Raw genomic sequence first — 14,400 nt, forward strand, 5'->3', positions numbered from 1 at the left:
AAATGTCCGATATATCAGTTGCAGCGAAATATGAGATGCCCGGAGACGAAGCCAGCGAATGCGTATGACGTCCACCTGCCATATTCGCCCTTTACCGAATAGCGCGGCCTTTGCATCGCATTAGTCGATCACCCGTGCGAAAATGCGCCGGACGAGAAAGGAATCCCATGGAATCGACTGATGTACTGGTAATAGGATCTGGCATTGCGGGCCTTTGTGCCGCCATAGAAGCGGCACGCGCGGGCGCGACCGTTGCCGTCGCAAGCGCCGGCAAGACCATGAGCGGATCGAGCTTTTTCCCGGGCACCTGGGGCCTTGGCCTTATTGGCCCCATCGACGAAGACGACGAACAGGACCTCATCGACACCATCCAAGCCGTCGGCGGCGGCGTCGCCGACCCTACGCTCGTCCAGACGTTCGTCCACGGTATTCCCCAGGCCATCCAATGGCTCGAGCAGGATCTAGGTGTTGAGCTCCAGCGTCCGCAAAGCGCCGAGAGCGCCCAGCAAAAGCAATTTATCCCCTGCTTCGACCATAAGACACGCAATTGGCGCGGCCTCACCCGCAAGCCCCTTGAGGACGCGTGTGCGGCCCAGATCAAGTCTCTCGGCATTCACCTGCTCCCCAGCCACGAGCTTATCGACCTTGTTGAGGATACAACCGGAAAGATTATCGGCGCCGTACTCTACGACCGCACAAACGAGCATCTCGTGCCTATGGCAGCCAAGGCCACCATCATCGCTGCGGGCGGCACGGGTGGCCTGTTCGAGCGAAGCCTCACTTCCGCCGACGTGCTCAGCTCCTCGCAGGCCATCGCGCTGGCACACGGCGCAACGCTCACTAATATAGAGTTCATGCAGATGATGCCGGGCTTCATCGAGCCCAAGCGCAACCTTGTCTTTAACGAGAAGACCTGGCGCTACGTACATGTAGACCAGCCGGTCGATATCGCCGACGACAAGCTGGACGATCTACTTGAGCAACGCTCCGGATATGGTCCCTTCACCTCGCGCTTGGCCTCCCGCGCCATCGATCTTGCCATCGATCAAGCGGGTGCTGAAGGTCTGGCGCTCCACTACGACTTCCCCCGCGAGGACGTCCCCGAGTTTGTGCAGACCTTTGCCACCTGGCTACAAAACGAGCACGGCATCGCGCCGACCGACGAGATGCGTGTGGCGATGTATGCCCACGCCGCCAATGGCGGCATCAAAATCGACAAGACCGCGTACACGGGCGTTGAGGGCCTCTATGCCTGCGGCGAGGCGACAGGCGGCATGCACGGGGCCGATCGCATTGGTGGCCTGTCAAGCGCCAACGGCATCGTGTTTGGGCGCATCGCGGGCGCCTCGGCAGCCCAAGCAGCACAGAATGCACCTGAGGTGGCCCCAAAGGCGGATGTCGCCCTCCCCCAGCATGGCATTGCCACAACAGACGCCGAGCGCCTGACCCGCGGCCTTAAGCACACGATGAGTACCTATTGCATGATCAACCGCACTGAAGGGGGCCTATCCAAGGCACTACACGAGCTTGAGGGCTTGAAGACGGAGGCAACGACCTTGAGCACGCAGAAAGCCCAGGACAGCGAAATCGCAGCCCTCGCCCGCCTGCAATCGCAGATTCAGCTGGCAGCGGAAATGGTCAAAGCCATGCGCAAACGGACCGAAAGCCTCGGATCGCACTATCGAGCGGACTAAACTAGACACCCATCTAAAGCAGAACACAACTAATCGATATCTATGGGCCCCGTGAGCTCGAGGTGGCACGGGGTCCATTCGTGTCCGCACGGCAGCGTATCCTTATTCTGAATACAGAGCAGGCAAAGCCCGCACAGACAATAGACCAGCGGGGAGAAGATATGGACAGTCGTGATATCGAGAAGTGCCGTGTCAAACTTGATAGCAACGCCAATGTGGAAGCCGACGTTGAGTATTGGCTCGCACGAGATTTAATGGAACCCATGGGGTACACTCGATGAGAGAACTTCGCCGAAGTTATTAAGAGGGCAAAAGTCTCGTGCGAAACAAACAAAACTCCAGTTGATTCCCATTTTCGTGATACCACGAAAATGGCAACAGCCGGTGTCGCCACTCGCGCGGTTAAAGACTACAAACTTACTCGCTATGCATGCTATTTAATCGCACAGAACGGAGATTCAAACAAGCCAGAGATCGCGCTCGCCCAGGCATACTTTGCCGTGCAGACGCGCCGCCAAGAGCTCATGGAACAGCGCTTCGCAGAGATTCAGCGCTTGCAGGCGCGCCACTCGCCATCCGATTCAGAGAAACAGCTCTCGGGTATTGCGTTCAAACGCGGCGTGGACTCCAAAGGATTCGCGATCATCAAGTCGAAGGGCGATGAAGCGTTATTCGGCGGCAGAAGCACGGCGGAAATGAAGCAGCAGCTCGGCGTACCCAAGAGGGCAGGCTCGACTTGTAAAGCGTCTGTGCCCTTTCGGGTTCGACCCCATGTATGGTTAACAAAAAGCGACTAGCCGAAGCCAGTCGCTTTAACATGCTTTGGTGGGCCGTCAGGGGGTCAGCCTGCTACGCAGGCGGCCGCTGCGGCGCTTCGCGCCTTGCGCGCTGCGCTGGTAAATGCTCACGCATTTCCTCGGCTCCGCGCCCTTTCGGGTTCGACCCCATACAAGGTCAACAAAAAAGCGACCAGCCTAAGCCAGTCGCTTTAACGTGCTTTGGTGGGCCGTCAGGGGGTCGAACCCTGGACCTTGGGATTAAGAGTCCCCTGCTCTACCAACTGAGCTAACGACCCAAAGCTAAAGTCCGTAGTAGCGGACTTTAGAGGAGATATCGTGTGGTGGGCCGTCAGGGGGTCGAACCCTGGACCTTGGGATTAAGAGTCCCCTGCTCTACCAACTGAGCTAACGACCCGATATCAACACGAAGCAAGAACTGGGGTGGGTAAAGGGACTCGAACCCTCGACCTACGGGACCACAACCCGTCGCTCTAGCCAACTGAGCTACACCCACCGTGTCCTGTGCGCTTCGCGCTCGACTATTATTGCAAGGAACGCCACGCGACGCAAGACCCAATTTTCAAGAATTTTGAAAAGAGTTTTTCGGATCCATTTCGAGCAAATCCCACCGGTTCCATAGGAGTAAACTTGCCCCGCCCCGATGTTCGAAAGGACAAGCATGAAAGAACTCTCCAATCGCACGGCAACGTTTACCGATTCGGTCATCCGCCGCATGACGCGCATCTCCGATATGTACGGCGCCGTCAACCTCTCGCAGGGCTTCCCCGACTTTGATCCCCCAGCGCAGCTGCTCAAGAGCCTGGGCACCATCGCCACTGATCCCAAACCGCTCTACCACCAGTACTCCATCACCTGGGGCTCCCAGGCCATGCGCGAGGCGCTTGCCGCCAAACAGGAGCACTTTATGGGCATACCGATCGACCCCAACCAGAACATCGTGGTCACTTGCGGCTCCACCGAGGCCATGATGGCTGCCATGATGACGGTCACCAACCCCGGCGACAAGGTCGTCATCTTCTCGCCGTTCTACGAGAACTACGGCGCCGACACGATCCTTTCGGGTGCCGAGCCCATCTACGTGCCGCTCAACCCGCCCACATTCGACTTTGACCGCGAGACACTCGAGGCGGCCTTCCGCGACAACGACCCCAAGGCCATCGTCCTATGCAACCCTTCCAATCCCTGCGGTAAGGTCTTTACACGCGAAGAGCTCACCTTTATCGCCGACCTCTGCAAAAAGTACGACGCCTACTGCATCACCGACGAGGTGTACGAGCACATCGTCTACGCGCCCCACGAGCACGTCTATATGGCCACGCTGCCCGGCATGTTCGAGCGCACTATCAGCTGCAGTTCGCTATCCAAGACGTACTCCATCACCGGCTGGCGTCTGGGCTACACCATCGCCCCGGCCCAGATTACCGAGCGCATCAAGAAGGTCCACGACTTCCTCACTGTGGGCGCCGCCGCTCCCCTGCAGGAAGCCGTTGTCACCGCCCTCAACTTCGACGACAGCTATTACCAGGAGGTCCTCGATCTCTACACAGCCAAGCGCGATCTGTTCTGTCAGGGGCTCGATAGCATTGGTCTTGAGCATAACGTGCCGCAGGGCGCCTACTACGTCATGATGGACATCTCTGAGTTTGGCTATGACAGCGACCTCGACTTCTGTGAGGACCTCGCATCTAAGGTGGGCGTGGGCGCCGTGCCCGGCTCGAGCTTCTTCCGTGAGCCCGTCAACCATCTGATTCGCCTCCACTTTGCCAAACGAGACGAGACGATTAACGCGGCGCTGGAGAACCTCAAGTCGCTACGCGATAAAATCAAGCCTCGCGGGCAACGACGGCCCGGCAACTAAAGCACCCAAAGAAGCCCCGCACCGCACGCGCGTTGTGGGGCTTCTATTTATAGCGCTTTCTTAATTTGTTTAAAGCGCTATACTTTAGTCACGGAGCAACTCGTCCTAGGGGGAGGAATACTATGGCAGAGCAGCAGCTTATCGGAGCGCTCGAGGCCGGCGGCACCAAGATGGTCTGTGCCACGGGCTATGCAGACGGTACGGTCCTGGAGCGTGAGCAGATCGCAACCACGACCCCGCAGGCGACCGTTGAGGCCGTCAACGCATGGTTTGCAAACAAGGGCATCGCCGCGCTGGGCATCGGCGCCTTTGGCCCCACCGCAGTCAACCCTGCCTCGCCCCAATACGGCAAGATCTTGGAGACGCCCAAGACGGCATGGCGCTACTTTGACCTGCTGGGCACCATCCAAAACGAGCTCAATATTCCCTGTGACTACGACACCGACGTCAACGTCGCCTGCTTGGGCGAGGTCACCTTTGGCTGCGCCCAGGGCCTCACCGACGTGGTGTACCTGACCATCGGCACCGGTGTGGGCGCCGGCGTGCTCTCGGGCGGCCAGCTCGTTCATGGCATGATGCATCCCGAGGCAGGCCATATCCTGGTCACACGCGATCCGCGCGACACCATCGGCGAGCACAGCGGCTGTCCTTTCCACGACAACTGCCTCGAGGGCCTCATCGCAGGCCCCGGCATTAAAAAGCGCTGGGATGGCAAAAGCGCCGGAGACATGGCCGATGACCCGGAGGCCATGGACCTGCTCGCAGGCTACCTGGCACAGGCGCTCGTGACCTACACGCTGTGCTATGCGCCGCAAAAGATCATCATCGGCGGCGGCGTGGCCGACCACACCCCCATCGTGCCGCTCGCCCGCAAAAAGTGCGCCGAGATGCTCAACGGCTATATCGTCACGCCCGAGGTCAACGACATCGATACCTACATTGTCAACAACAGCCTCGAGGGTAAGCAGGGCATCATGGGTTGTCTGGCCCTTGGCGCACAGGCGCTCCAGTAAAGGGTGCACCAACGACACACGGTATTGCCGAGCTCGTATAACGCGCAGACAACGCTATCGCGCCCTGCAGGGCCCCCAAACGCACAAGGCCGCCTAGGACCAAGCAAAACGTCCTAGGCGGCCTTTTTGGTGCATACAAGCGATCGGAGGAGATATCGGAGCACGACGCCGGTAGCCGCTCCGCAGCAGTCAATCATCACGTCGGTAATCATGCCGGCGCGCCCCGGCACAAATAACTGAATCGTCTCGTCGATTGAGGGGACCAGCAACAGAAAAACCACCGTGGGAAGCAGTCTGTCAAAAGTGCGTCGACCCTCGATATCAAAGGCATGTGTCACCAAAACACCGAGCACCATATACTCGGTAAAATGTGCGCACTTGCGGACGACAAAGTTGGTTACCCATTCATACGGCAGGCTCAAGCTATGCAAAAACCCGCGGACGTCCTCCATGATCGCCAAGCTCAGTGAGCCGGACCCCGTGCCGGGAACCAGTGAATTGCCCCAGATCAGCAACACCATGGCGCAGGCCGCAACCGCCCACTTACGATCGATCTTAATCATGCAGAACTAGGCCTCGGCACGAAGCGGCGTAAAACTGGCGGTACCGCCCTCGATAACGCTCAAATAAGCACGACCCGTACGCTTGGCGGTAGAGGACTGCAGGCGCTCGATCTCTTCCTCAAGGATCTGATTGACACGCTCATGGCGACGGTTTTCCATAACGCCGGCGGCGATAGCCTCGGCGCGCTCGATACTCTCGCGCGAGATACGCGCGGTATCCTCGGGAAACACGGAGCTGTGGCGGCCGACATAGACGGGAGCAACAGACACAGGTGAGGCCGCAGGGTAGGGCATCGGCGCGGGGGCGGGCTCGGCGACCTCGGCCATGATCGCCATAGCGGCGGCCCACATGTCCTCGTGGCCCGAATAATCGGCCATGGGGATATCTTCCTCGAGGGAGGCATCGGGGAGACTGTCGGTATCCACGCGATTCTGGGCATCGATAGAGGCAGTGATGGCGGCGGGCTCGTCCAAATCGGTGAGATCCACACCCTTGGCATCGGAAATGATGGGCATGCTGGCGAGCTTGGCGTTGTACGGCACCGCCTCCGCGGCCTGCATTTGGGCCGAAGCACCCCAAAGCGAGCTTTCGGCAGCACGACGAGCGGCGATGGTCTCCTCATCAACAACCAGGGGCTCATCGGCAAAGGGGTCGGCGACAGGAGCCGGCTGAGCCGCGCCCTGCTGGCCGGTCGAAGCGGCCGCCGCGGCAGAGTCGTACGCAGCCGAAGAAGCACCGTTAGAGGCGGCATTGTTGGCAGCGTTGGCCACAAGCGCCACGAAAGCTGCAGTGCTGCCCGCAGGGGCGGCATGAGAGCCCGAGACGGCACGTGCGGCAGCAGCGATGTCGTCGCGGTTATAGGAGCCAGTCTTTTCACCGTTTGTGAGCTCGTCAATTGCGACCTGGTAGATATCGCGCGAGCGAGCGGGATCGCAGCTAACCGGCGAATCGTCGTCGAGCATGCTATCGATCATAGCCCAGGCATCGGCCTCGTCCATGGCGTTGGCGGCACGGGCGATGGTCGGAACGCCATCATCGGCATGACGGCGTTGAAACGCGCCGGTCAGACCGGAGAGAAGCGAAGAGGATTGACCCTGCTCGTCCAAAGTGACAGGCGCAGCAGCCCGGGGAGCGGCCTCCTCGTGCTGAGCGGGAATAGAGGCGGTCTTGAACTCGTTGTAGGTCCGACTAAACTGAGCGGCGCCGCCCACGGCATCGGGCTCAAACAGGCGGCCATCGTGCTCCGCACGATACTCAGAGATACCCAGCGAGGCGGCATAGATACCCACGCCGGCCACCGCGCCCACGGCAAAGGGAACAGCACCCGCGACAACCGTCTCGTTGATTGACGAAAACGGCAGTGTAGCGGCATACACGACCACGGGTGCGGCAAGGCCGATCCCGCAGGAAAGTCCGGCAAGGACTGCTCGTTGTGTTGCATCAGAAGAAGCCATGAGCTCTCCCCATCTTCCAGCACCCAAATCGCATCATTCAGTTGGCTGCGCGAGAGAAGATGAAGCGGGGCCTGAGCCCCAAAGCAACGGTATAAGGTTCGTTTCATCTGCGTTTTCCGTCGCGAAGCTTAACTGCTATTATGCGAAACCCCCTTGGGGATTGCAAGCGACGAAGCGGAATTGAAACGGGAAAATCGCTGCTTGCCGGTCGTGAGGTCAATAATCGTTGGCGAGCGGCTATACGAAAAGGGCCAGGATCTAAACCCCGGCCCTTCTGGCATGTCTATGGTTGCTGTCGCATGCAGCGGACAAACTAGAACATCTGCTCGTAGTCGCTGTGCTTTTTGGCCGAACGCACCAAAAATTCCTGGTTGGTATTGGTGCCCTTGAGGCCCTTGATAAACGATGCTGCCGCGCGCTCGGTATTGTTCATGCCGGCGAGGATGCGGCGCAGGCCAAAGACAAACGGACGCATCTGCTCGTCGACCAGCAGGTCCTCGTTGCGCGTGCCCGAGGCAACGGGGTCGATGGCCGGGAAGATGCGGCGGTCGGCCAGATCGCGATCGAGCTTGAGCTCCATGTTGCCGGTGCCCTTGAACTCCTCAAAGATGACCTCGTCCATCTTGGAACCGGTATCGATAAGGGCGGAAGCAAGGATGGTGAGTGAGCCGCCGTTTTCGATATTGCGGGCAGCACCCAGGAAGCGCTTGGGCGGATACAGGGCCGCCGAATCGACGCCGCCCGAAAGGATGCGGCCCGAGGCGGGCGCCGCCAGGTTGTACGCACGGGCAAGACGCGTGATGGAGTCGAGAACCACCACGACGTCGCCGCCCAACTCCACGATGCGCTTGGCGCGCTCGATGACGAGCTCGGCCACGCGGGTATGGTTGTCGGCGGGCATATCGAAGGTGGAGGCCACGACCTCGCCCTCAATGGAGCGCTGCATATCGGTGACCTCTTCGGGGCGCTCGTCGACGAGCAGGCAGATGAGGTGCACCTCGGGGTTGTTGATCGAGATAGACTGGCAGATCTTCTTGAGAATCGTGGTCTTACCGGCCTTGGGCGGTGACACGATCAGGCCACGCTGACCCTTGCCGATCGGCGACACGATATCGATGGCGCGACCGGTAATGGAATCCTTGCCATGCTCCATGCGCAGCGGCTCATTGGGGTAGACCGGCGTGAGATCGCCGAACTTGGGGCGGTTACGGGCCTGCTCAGGATCAAGACCGTTGACGGTCGTAATTTTGGCGAGACCGGCACGCTTGTCGCCGCCGCGCGAGGGGCGAAGCGAACCCTCGATCACGTCGCCCGTGCGCAGACGCGCGGAGCGGATGAGGTAGGCGGGCACGAAGGCGTCGTCATTGGACTTCATGTAGCCGTGGGCATGGATGATGCCGGAGCTGTCCGGGCGAATCTGCAGGATGCCCTTAATATCGCGGAAGCCCTCGGCCTTCGCGGCTGTGGTGTAGATCTCTTCGACGAGCTCGGCCTTCTTCTTGCCGGTCGTCTCGATCTCGAACTCCTTGGCCTTCTCGCGCAGCTCGGCGACCTTCATAGCCGCGAGCTCCTCGCGCGAAAGCGTTGGCTCGGTCGGAGCTGCGTTGCGCTCCTTGTTGCGCTGTTTGCGGTCGCGCTGACGGCTGCGGCGGTCGTTGTTGCGATCATCCTTGCGCTCGCTGCGCTCATCGTTACGCTTGTGCTGACGGCGGTTGGGGCGGGAACTCTCTTCGGCCTCAGCGCTCTCGACGGCAGGCGTCGTGGGCGCATCGGCGGTCGCCGGGGTCTCGCCGTCCGACTTAGCGTCGGACTCGGGCTGTTGCTCAGCATCCCCCTGCTGTTCGGCAGACTTGGTCTTGGAAGATTTCTTGCGCGTGCGCTTGGGCTTCTCGCCTGCCGACCGATCGGTGCCCTCCGTCTCGGGAGTCGTGTCGACACTCGCCTCGGTAGACTCAGCTGCCGCAGATTCGGCGCCGGACTTCGCCTCTGCCTTAGCTGGGCGTTTGGCTGCGGTGTGACGGCTGCGCCCGGGACGAACGTCGGCAGGCTCGGCAGCGGCAGAAACAGCGACCTCAGGAACATCAGCGCCCTCGGCCGAAACCACGACAGCCGCTGTAGGCTCGACGAACGCCGGGGCATCTTGGACAGAAGCCGCGGCAGCGGCCGCCTTCTCCGCCTCGACAAATGCCTTGGGCTTGCGGCCGCGGCGATGCGGGCGCAAAGCAGGATCGACGACAAATGCACCGCCGGCCTCGGCAGACACGACAGACTCAGCAGAGGAAGCGTCCTCCTCCGCCGCAGAGCGAACCGGGGTCTCGGCGGCATCGGACGAAGCCTGCTCGGCAGCCTGCTGGACCTTGGCCGCCGTGCGACGGCGCGTGCGCGGAGCCGGCGTTTCTGCTACCTGCTCGGGAGCCGGAGCCGAAGGCGCCTCGGGGGCGGACGAAGCCGCGAGTTCGGTCAGAGCCGCGGCATCGCGCTCGGCGGCACGACGGCGAGCACGAACAACCTGGGCTTCGCTGATCTGCGCAAGCGCGCGGGCCTGCGCAACCTCATCTGAAAGCGGCGCCGAAACCTCGGCGGAAACCGGACGCTTGGCACGCGTCGTGCGCGTGGTGCGGCGTTTGGGCTTTGCAGCCTCATCGCCATCCGCAGCGGGCTTGGCCACACGACGCGTGCGCTTGGGCTTCACGGGCGCAGCCTCCTCCCCGGTAACAGGTGCGACGGGAACAGGGTTCTCACTCGAAGCCGAGGCAGCGTTCTGGTGTGTCTCGGGGACCGACGCCTGCGACGGTGCGGGTTTCGCGATTTGGTCCAACGCAACCGGCGCAGCGGGAGTGGTTTGTGCCGTGCTTATTTCATTTTCTTGCTGTTGATCAGACACAGTGTTTGCTCAACTTTCTTTTAAAGCCCTGTGATCACATGCTCCCTGCATAAACCTTCAGGGCGGCTAAACAGTCTAGCTCCGTTCAAAACACAACGGGCATCATTGATCTGTATCGAGATGATTACGTCAAATACGCAGCGTTAGTGTAACACAACCGCCACCACCTGCAACTTAGTCATTGGACGTTCTTATACAACTGGTCAAAAGGGACACTCTCCCTCAAAAGCGCTTCCTCTGTCGCACCAGAGGAGTGAAGCCGTGGCATCCGGAATAGCCGCGCCACGAAACGCGCCTATCTACTACGTTTGACCCGCGACCCCTGACCATCCCCTCGATCTTCCTAAAATCGCAAGCCCGCTACCTGCGGTTTTAATATCGTACTTTTCGGCATGGTTCGGGGTATGCGACTAAACGTAGTAGATAAGCCCGATTCGTGGCGGACGGTTTCGCACCGCTCTCCCACCGGACAAAAATAATCCGTTTTCCTCCGTCCCCAAGGGGTCGTTTTCAAAACGATCGCGGATTACGGTGCAAGAACGGCGTAAGCCAACCATACCCTGCATTTTTAATATTCGGCAAGCCGTCTACCTGCGATTTTATTTTCGCTGCTGTTGCTATGGTCGCCAGGCAGCGATTCAGCCCCGTAAACCGGTATAGTTGCGTTTTTGTAGCATTTTTCAACACGCCAAAAAGCCCCGCCAAACGCAAAAAGCCCGACCTCCGCATGGGAGATCGGGCTTATAGGGCTCAGCAAAGCCAAACCTACACGGTCAAACGACCCGTAGATTACATCTGCTCGGGTGCGGAAACGCCAACCAGAGTGAGCACCAGGGCGAGCGTCACGCGGACGGCGTCGCAAGCGGCCAGACGGGCGCGCGAAAGCTCGGGGTCGACGGGACGGCCCTCGCTCGGAAGCACCTGGCAGGCAGCGTAGAAGCTGTGGAAGTCGCCGGCGAGCTCCTCGGCAAAGTGCGTCAGACGGAACGGGGCGCGGTCGCGAGCGCAGCTGGCGATGAGGTCGGTGAGCTCGTTGAGCTTACGCGAAAGGGCAAGCTCGGTGGGGTCGGTCAGCAGCGAGTAATCGACGTTCTCGCCGATGGCCTTGGCGGCGACGGCCTTCATGCCCATCTCGTCAGCCTGCTCGGGCGTAACGTCAGCGGCACGGCGCAGAATGGAGCACACACGAGCGTGAGCGTACTGCACGTAGTAGACCGGGTTGGAGTTATCGCGCTTCTTAACGGCCTCGATGTCGAAGTCGACCATCTGGTTGGAGCTCTTGGAGATGAGCGTGTAACGGGCGGCGTCGGAGCCGACCTCGTCAACAAGCTCCTGCAGGGTCACCATGGTGCCCTTGCGCTTGGACATACGGACGGGCTTGCCGTTGCGCAGCAGGTTGACGAGCTGGCCCAGCAGAACCTCGAACTTGCCGGGATAGCCAAGAGCGTCGCAGACACAGCGGACGCGGTCGATGTAGCCATGGTGGTCGGCGCCCCAGATGTCGATGACGTGGTCGACGCGCTGGAACTTGTCCCAGTGATAGGCGACGTCGGAGGCGAAGTAGGTGTACTCGCCGTCGGACTTGATCAGGACGCGGTCCTTGTCGTCGCCCAGGTCGGTGGAGCGGAACCACAGAGCGCCGTCCTTGGTGTAGAGGTAGCCCATCTTGTCGAGCTTCTCAAAAGCGCGGTCGACGGCGGAGGTGCCGGCGGTCTCGCCCTCGGTGTCCTTCACGTACAGCGAGCGCTCGGAGAACCAACGATCGAAGTCGCAGTTGACGGCGTGGCAGAGATTACGCATGTTGTCGACCATCTTTACGTAGCCGCGCTCGCGGAAGCTCTCCATACGCTCCTGCGGATCGGCGTCGACCCACTTGTCACCGTCGGTGCGCCAGAACTCGGCGGCCTCGTCGATGATGTAGTCGCCGCCGTAGGAATCCTTGCCCAGAGTCTCGGCAAAGTTGTCCTGATACGGATGGGTCTCGGGATGCTCGTCGTTCTCGTCGGCAACAAAAGCATCGCGGTCGGCAATCAGCAGCTTGTGAGCCTCGTCGATATCCACGCCCTGCTTGGCGATGATGTCGGCAAGCTGCATATAGCGCGTGCTGATGGAGTTGCCGAAGGTGTTCATCTGAGAGCCGTGGTCGTTGATATAGAACTCACGCTGGATATCGTAACCGGCATGGTCCATAACGCGGCAGAGGGAGTCGCCCAGAGCGGCCCAACGGCCATGGCCAATATGCATGGGGCCGACGGGGTTGGCGGAGACAAACTCGACCTGGGTCTTCAGGCCGCCGCCGACGTTGGACTTAGCGAAGTCCATGCCCTTCTCGCGAGCCTCGCCGAAGATAGCGTTCTTGACGGCGACGGAGAGGTAGAAGTTGATGAAGCCAGGGCCGGCGATCTCGACCTTCTCGATCGCGGGATCCTCGGGCATATGGGCTACGACGGCCTCGGCGATCTTGCGCGGGGCGCAGTGAGCCAGCTTGGCGGACTTCAGGGCCATGGTGGAGGTCCACTCGCCATGAGAAGTGTCAGCCGGTCGCTCGATAGCGCAATCGTCAAGTTCAAATGCGGAAAGGTCGCCGGCCTCCTGGGCCGCAGCAAGCGCAGCGCGTACCAGCTCTTCAATCTTCTCGGGCATAGATCCTCCTTGTGTTAAAGCCCCCGAGCTCTTGGTCACTCGTAGGGCAAAAGCCAGAGTTTGCAGCACTCTATCACAAGCGGTAACTACTGTCGCAGGGTAAAGTCAATCGATATTGCATATGCACATAATTGACCACAGTTGTCGCAAGGCCATTCAAAGATGGCGGTCTGCCTGCTGGTTGTGCACCCGCCGAAAATGCATAAACATCTGCATGGGCAGCTCAGAATATCGAATACTCTTACCTATCAGATTTGTGTGCTTTTCCTGCATAAAGTAAGGGTTTGCGCACGTCAGCGTGGTATTCTAGACATACGTAAATTCGTATAAGTTGGAGGTAGCATGTTCTCAATCGGTCAACACGTCATTCATCCGGGTCAGGGAGTCTGCACCGTCGTCGGTTTTAGGGAAGACACACCGCAGCCCATGCTGTTGCTCGAGACCAAGCAGGGACATGCGCAGACGATCCTCATGTACCCCGTGGCGCAGGCCGACCGTCTGCATGCCGCCATCTCCCAGCAAGATGCCGAGCACCTACTGAGCCATTACGACGAGCTGGAGTGCGACACCTTTACCGAGCGCAACAGCTCGCTCGAGGAGACGCACTTTAAGCAGCAGCTCAAGCTGGGTGCGCCCGAGACGGTCCGCGTGGCAAAAACAATGATGCACCGTATTCGCCAGGCCGAGGAAGCAGATAAAAAGCCCAGCTCTTACTACATGCGCGTACTCAAGGAAGCCAAGCGCCGCTCCATCGAGGAGATTGCCGTGGCCCTGGGCGTCACCGAGGAAGACGCCGAAGCCCGCCTAGCCCAAGCCGCCCTCAACTAACCTGCCAAAAAGGGACAGGTTTATTTTGGCAGGTTAGGCCTGGAAGGTGTCGCGGTCGGGCGCGAAGGATTGCATGGCCGCGATGGTGCGGTCGAAGAGCTCGGGGAGCTCCCAGCCCAGCATCTCGGCGCCCTGCGTAATCACGTCGCGCGAGCAGCCGGCGGCAAAGCGCTTGTCCTTGAACTTCTTCTTGAGCGACTTGGTCGTAAAGTCCATGACGCTCTTGCTCGGACGCATGATCACGGCAGCCCCAATCAGGCCGGTAAGTTCGTCGCAGGCAAACAGGATCTTTTCCATCTGCAGCTCAGGCTTGGGCAGCGAGGCATTGAAGTCCGAGGTATGCGTCTGGATGGCGCGGATGAGCTCGGGCGATGCACCCTCGCCCTCCAGAATCTCGGCCGCATAGATGGTGTGGTTCACGGGGTCGTCCTCATGCTCCTCCCAATCCAAGTCGTGCAGCAGTCCGACGATGCCCCAAAACTCCTCGTTCTCGGGGTCGAACTCGCGCGCAAAGTAGCGCATGGTGCCCTCGACCGTCTCGCCGTGGGTGATGTGGAACGGATCTTTGTTGTGCTCGTTGAGCAATTCGAACGCACGGTCGCGGGTGATTCCGGCGGAAAGCGTCTGAGACATGGCAATACCTCCAGGTGAGTCGGTGCTAA

10 protein-coding genes and 3 tRNA genes are annotated in these 14,400 nt (G+C 60.1%); 5 read left to right on the forward strand and 8 right to left on the reverse strand.

The window, feature by feature from the left end:
* Window positions 1-167: 167 nt before the first annotated feature.
* Together ACQRAQ_RS04910 and ACQRAQ_RS04915 are read left to right on the forward strand one after the other, a co-directional pair.
* Entirely contained in the window at window positions 168-1,694 is a 1,527-nt protein-coding gene (locus tag ACQRAQ_RS04910) for an FAD-dependent oxidoreductase (RefSeq protein WP_427794112.1), read from the forward strand.
* Window positions 1,695-2,065: 371 nt separating this feature from the next.
* Complete coding sequence (locus tag ACQRAQ_RS04915) at window positions 2,066-2,491, forward strand: hypothetical protein (protein WP_427794113.1); 426 nt, start codon at window positions 2,066-2,068, stop codon at window positions 2,489-2,491.
* A gap of 202 nt (window positions 2,492-2,693) precedes the next feature.
* On the opposite strand, the gene ACQRAQ_RS04920 is transcribed toward ACQRAQ_RS04915, so the two are convergent.
* From ACQRAQ_RS04920 to ACQRAQ_RS04930, 3 genes are all read right to left on the reverse strand, one after another.
* A tRNA-Lys gene (locus tag ACQRAQ_RS04920) sits at window positions 2,694-2,769 on the reverse strand.
* Between the two features lie 43 nt (window positions 2,770-2,812).
* Window positions 2,813-2,888: transfer RNA gene (locus tag ACQRAQ_RS04925), tRNA-Lys, on the reverse strand.
* Window positions 2,889-2,910: 22 nt separating this feature from the next.
* Window positions 2,911-2,987 (reverse strand) — tRNA-His (locus ACQRAQ_RS04930).
* Between the two features lie 165 nt (window positions 2,988-3,152).
* Here ACQRAQ_RS04930 and ACQRAQ_RS04935 point away from each other — a divergent pair.
* Entirely contained in the window at window positions 3,153-4,352 is a 1,200-nt protein-coding gene (locus ACQRAQ_RS04935) for a pyridoxal phosphate-dependent aminotransferase (RefSeq protein WP_427794114.1), read from the forward strand.
* 122 nt (window positions 4,353-4,474) lie between these two features.
* Window positions 4,475-5,365, forward strand: coding sequence for an ROK family protein (locus ACQRAQ_RS04940; RefSeq protein ID WP_427794115.1), 891 nt, complete (start codon window positions 4,475-4,477; stop codon window positions 5,363-5,365).
* A gap of 113 nt (window positions 5,366-5,478) precedes the next feature.
* On the opposite strand, the gene ACQRAQ_RS04945 is transcribed toward ACQRAQ_RS04940, so the two are convergent.
* From ACQRAQ_RS04945 to argS, 4 genes are all read right to left on the reverse strand, one after another.
* Window positions 5,479-5,928 carry a VanZ family protein gene (locus ACQRAQ_RS04945; RefSeq protein ID WP_427794116.1) on the reverse strand — a complete coding sequence of 150 codons (450 nt, stop codon included), beginning with the start codon at window positions 5,926-5,928 and terminating at the stop codon, window positions 5,479-5,481.
* A gap of 6 nt (window positions 5,929-5,934) precedes the next feature.
* Window positions 5,935-7,383, reverse strand: a complete 1,449-nt coding sequence (locus ACQRAQ_RS04950; RefSeq protein WP_427794117.1) for a hypothetical protein — start codon at window positions 7,381-7,383, stop codon at window positions 5,935-5,937.
* A gap of 313 nt (window positions 7,384-7,696) precedes the next feature.
* Window positions 7,697-10,075: a transcription termination factor Rho gene (gene rho, locus ACQRAQ_RS04955; protein WP_427794118.1), complete on the reverse strand. Its 2,379-nt coding sequence runs from the start codon at window positions 10,073-10,075 to the stop codon at window positions 7,697-7,699.
* A 981-nt stretch (window positions 10,076-11,056) separates the two neighbouring features.
* Window positions 11,057-12,910: an arginine--tRNA ligase gene (gene argS, locus ACQRAQ_RS04960; protein ID WP_427727932.1), complete on the reverse strand. Its 1,854-nt coding sequence runs from the start codon at window positions 12,908-12,910 to the stop codon at window positions 11,057-11,059.
* A gap of 342 nt (window positions 12,911-13,252) precedes the next feature.
* Here argS and ACQRAQ_RS04965 point away from each other — a divergent pair, with 342 nt between their 5' ends.
* Window positions 13,253-13,738 (forward strand): CarD family transcriptional regulator, encoded by a 486-nt coding sequence (locus ACQRAQ_RS04965; RefSeq protein ID WP_154518254.1) that lies wholly within the window; start codon window positions 13,253-13,255, stop codon window positions 13,736-13,738.
* 33 nt (window positions 13,739-13,771) lie between these two features.
* Here ACQRAQ_RS04965 and ACQRAQ_RS04970 read toward each other — a convergent pair whose 3' ends face one another.
* The gene (locus ACQRAQ_RS04970; RefSeq protein ID WP_427727938.1) at window positions 13,772-14,371 is read right to left on the reverse strand and encodes an HD domain-containing protein; all 600 of its coding nucleotides are present in this window, start codon (window positions 14,369-14,371) and stop codon (window positions 13,772-13,774) included.
* Window positions 14,372-14,400: the final 29 nt, after the last annotated feature.

Origin of the sequence: Collinsella sp. SGI.178, from assembly GCF_050313495.1 — a bacterium.
Taxonomy (GTDB): domain Bacteria; phylum Actinomycetota; class Coriobacteriia; order Coriobacteriales; family Coriobacteriaceae; genus Collinsella.

Excerpts from the sequence above, each read along its gene's own strand:
- ACQRAQ_RS04935 (WP_427794114.1), top strand. The coding sequence starts at position 3,153 with ATGAAAGAACTCTCCAATCGCACGGCAACGTTTACCGATTCGGTCATC.
- ACQRAQ_RS04910 (WP_427794112.1), top strand. The coding sequence starts at position 168 with ATGGAATCGACTGATGTACTGGTAATAGGATCTGGCATTGCGGGCCTT.
- argS (WP_427727932.1), bottom strand. The coding sequence starts at position 12,910 with ATGCCCGAGAAGATTGAAGAGCTGGTACGCGCTGCGCTTGCTGCGGCC.
- ACQRAQ_RS04940 (WP_427794115.1), top strand. The coding sequence starts at position 4,475 with ATGGCAGAGCAGCAGCTTATCGGAGCGCTCGAGGCCGGCGGCACCAAG.
- ACQRAQ_RS04950 (WP_427794117.1), bottom strand. The coding sequence starts at position 7,383 with ATGGCTTCTTCTGATGCAACACAACGAGCAGTCCTTGCCGGACTTTCC.
- ACQRAQ_RS04945 (WP_427794116.1), bottom strand. The coding sequence starts at position 5,928 with ATGATTAAGATCGATCGTAAGTGGGCGGTTGCGGCCTGCGCCATGGTG.
- ACQRAQ_RS04915 (WP_427794113.1), top strand. The coding sequence starts at position 2,066 with ATGGCAACAGCCGGTGTCGCCACTCGCGCGGTTAAAGACTACAAACTT.
- ACQRAQ_RS04965 (WP_154518254.1), top strand. The coding sequence starts at position 13,253 with ATGTTCTCAATCGGTCAACACGTCATTCATCCGGGTCAGGGAGTCTGC.
- ACQRAQ_RS04970 (WP_427727938.1), bottom strand. The coding sequence starts at position 14,371 with ATGTCTCAGACGCTTTCCGCCGGAATCACCCGCGACCGTGCGTTCGAA.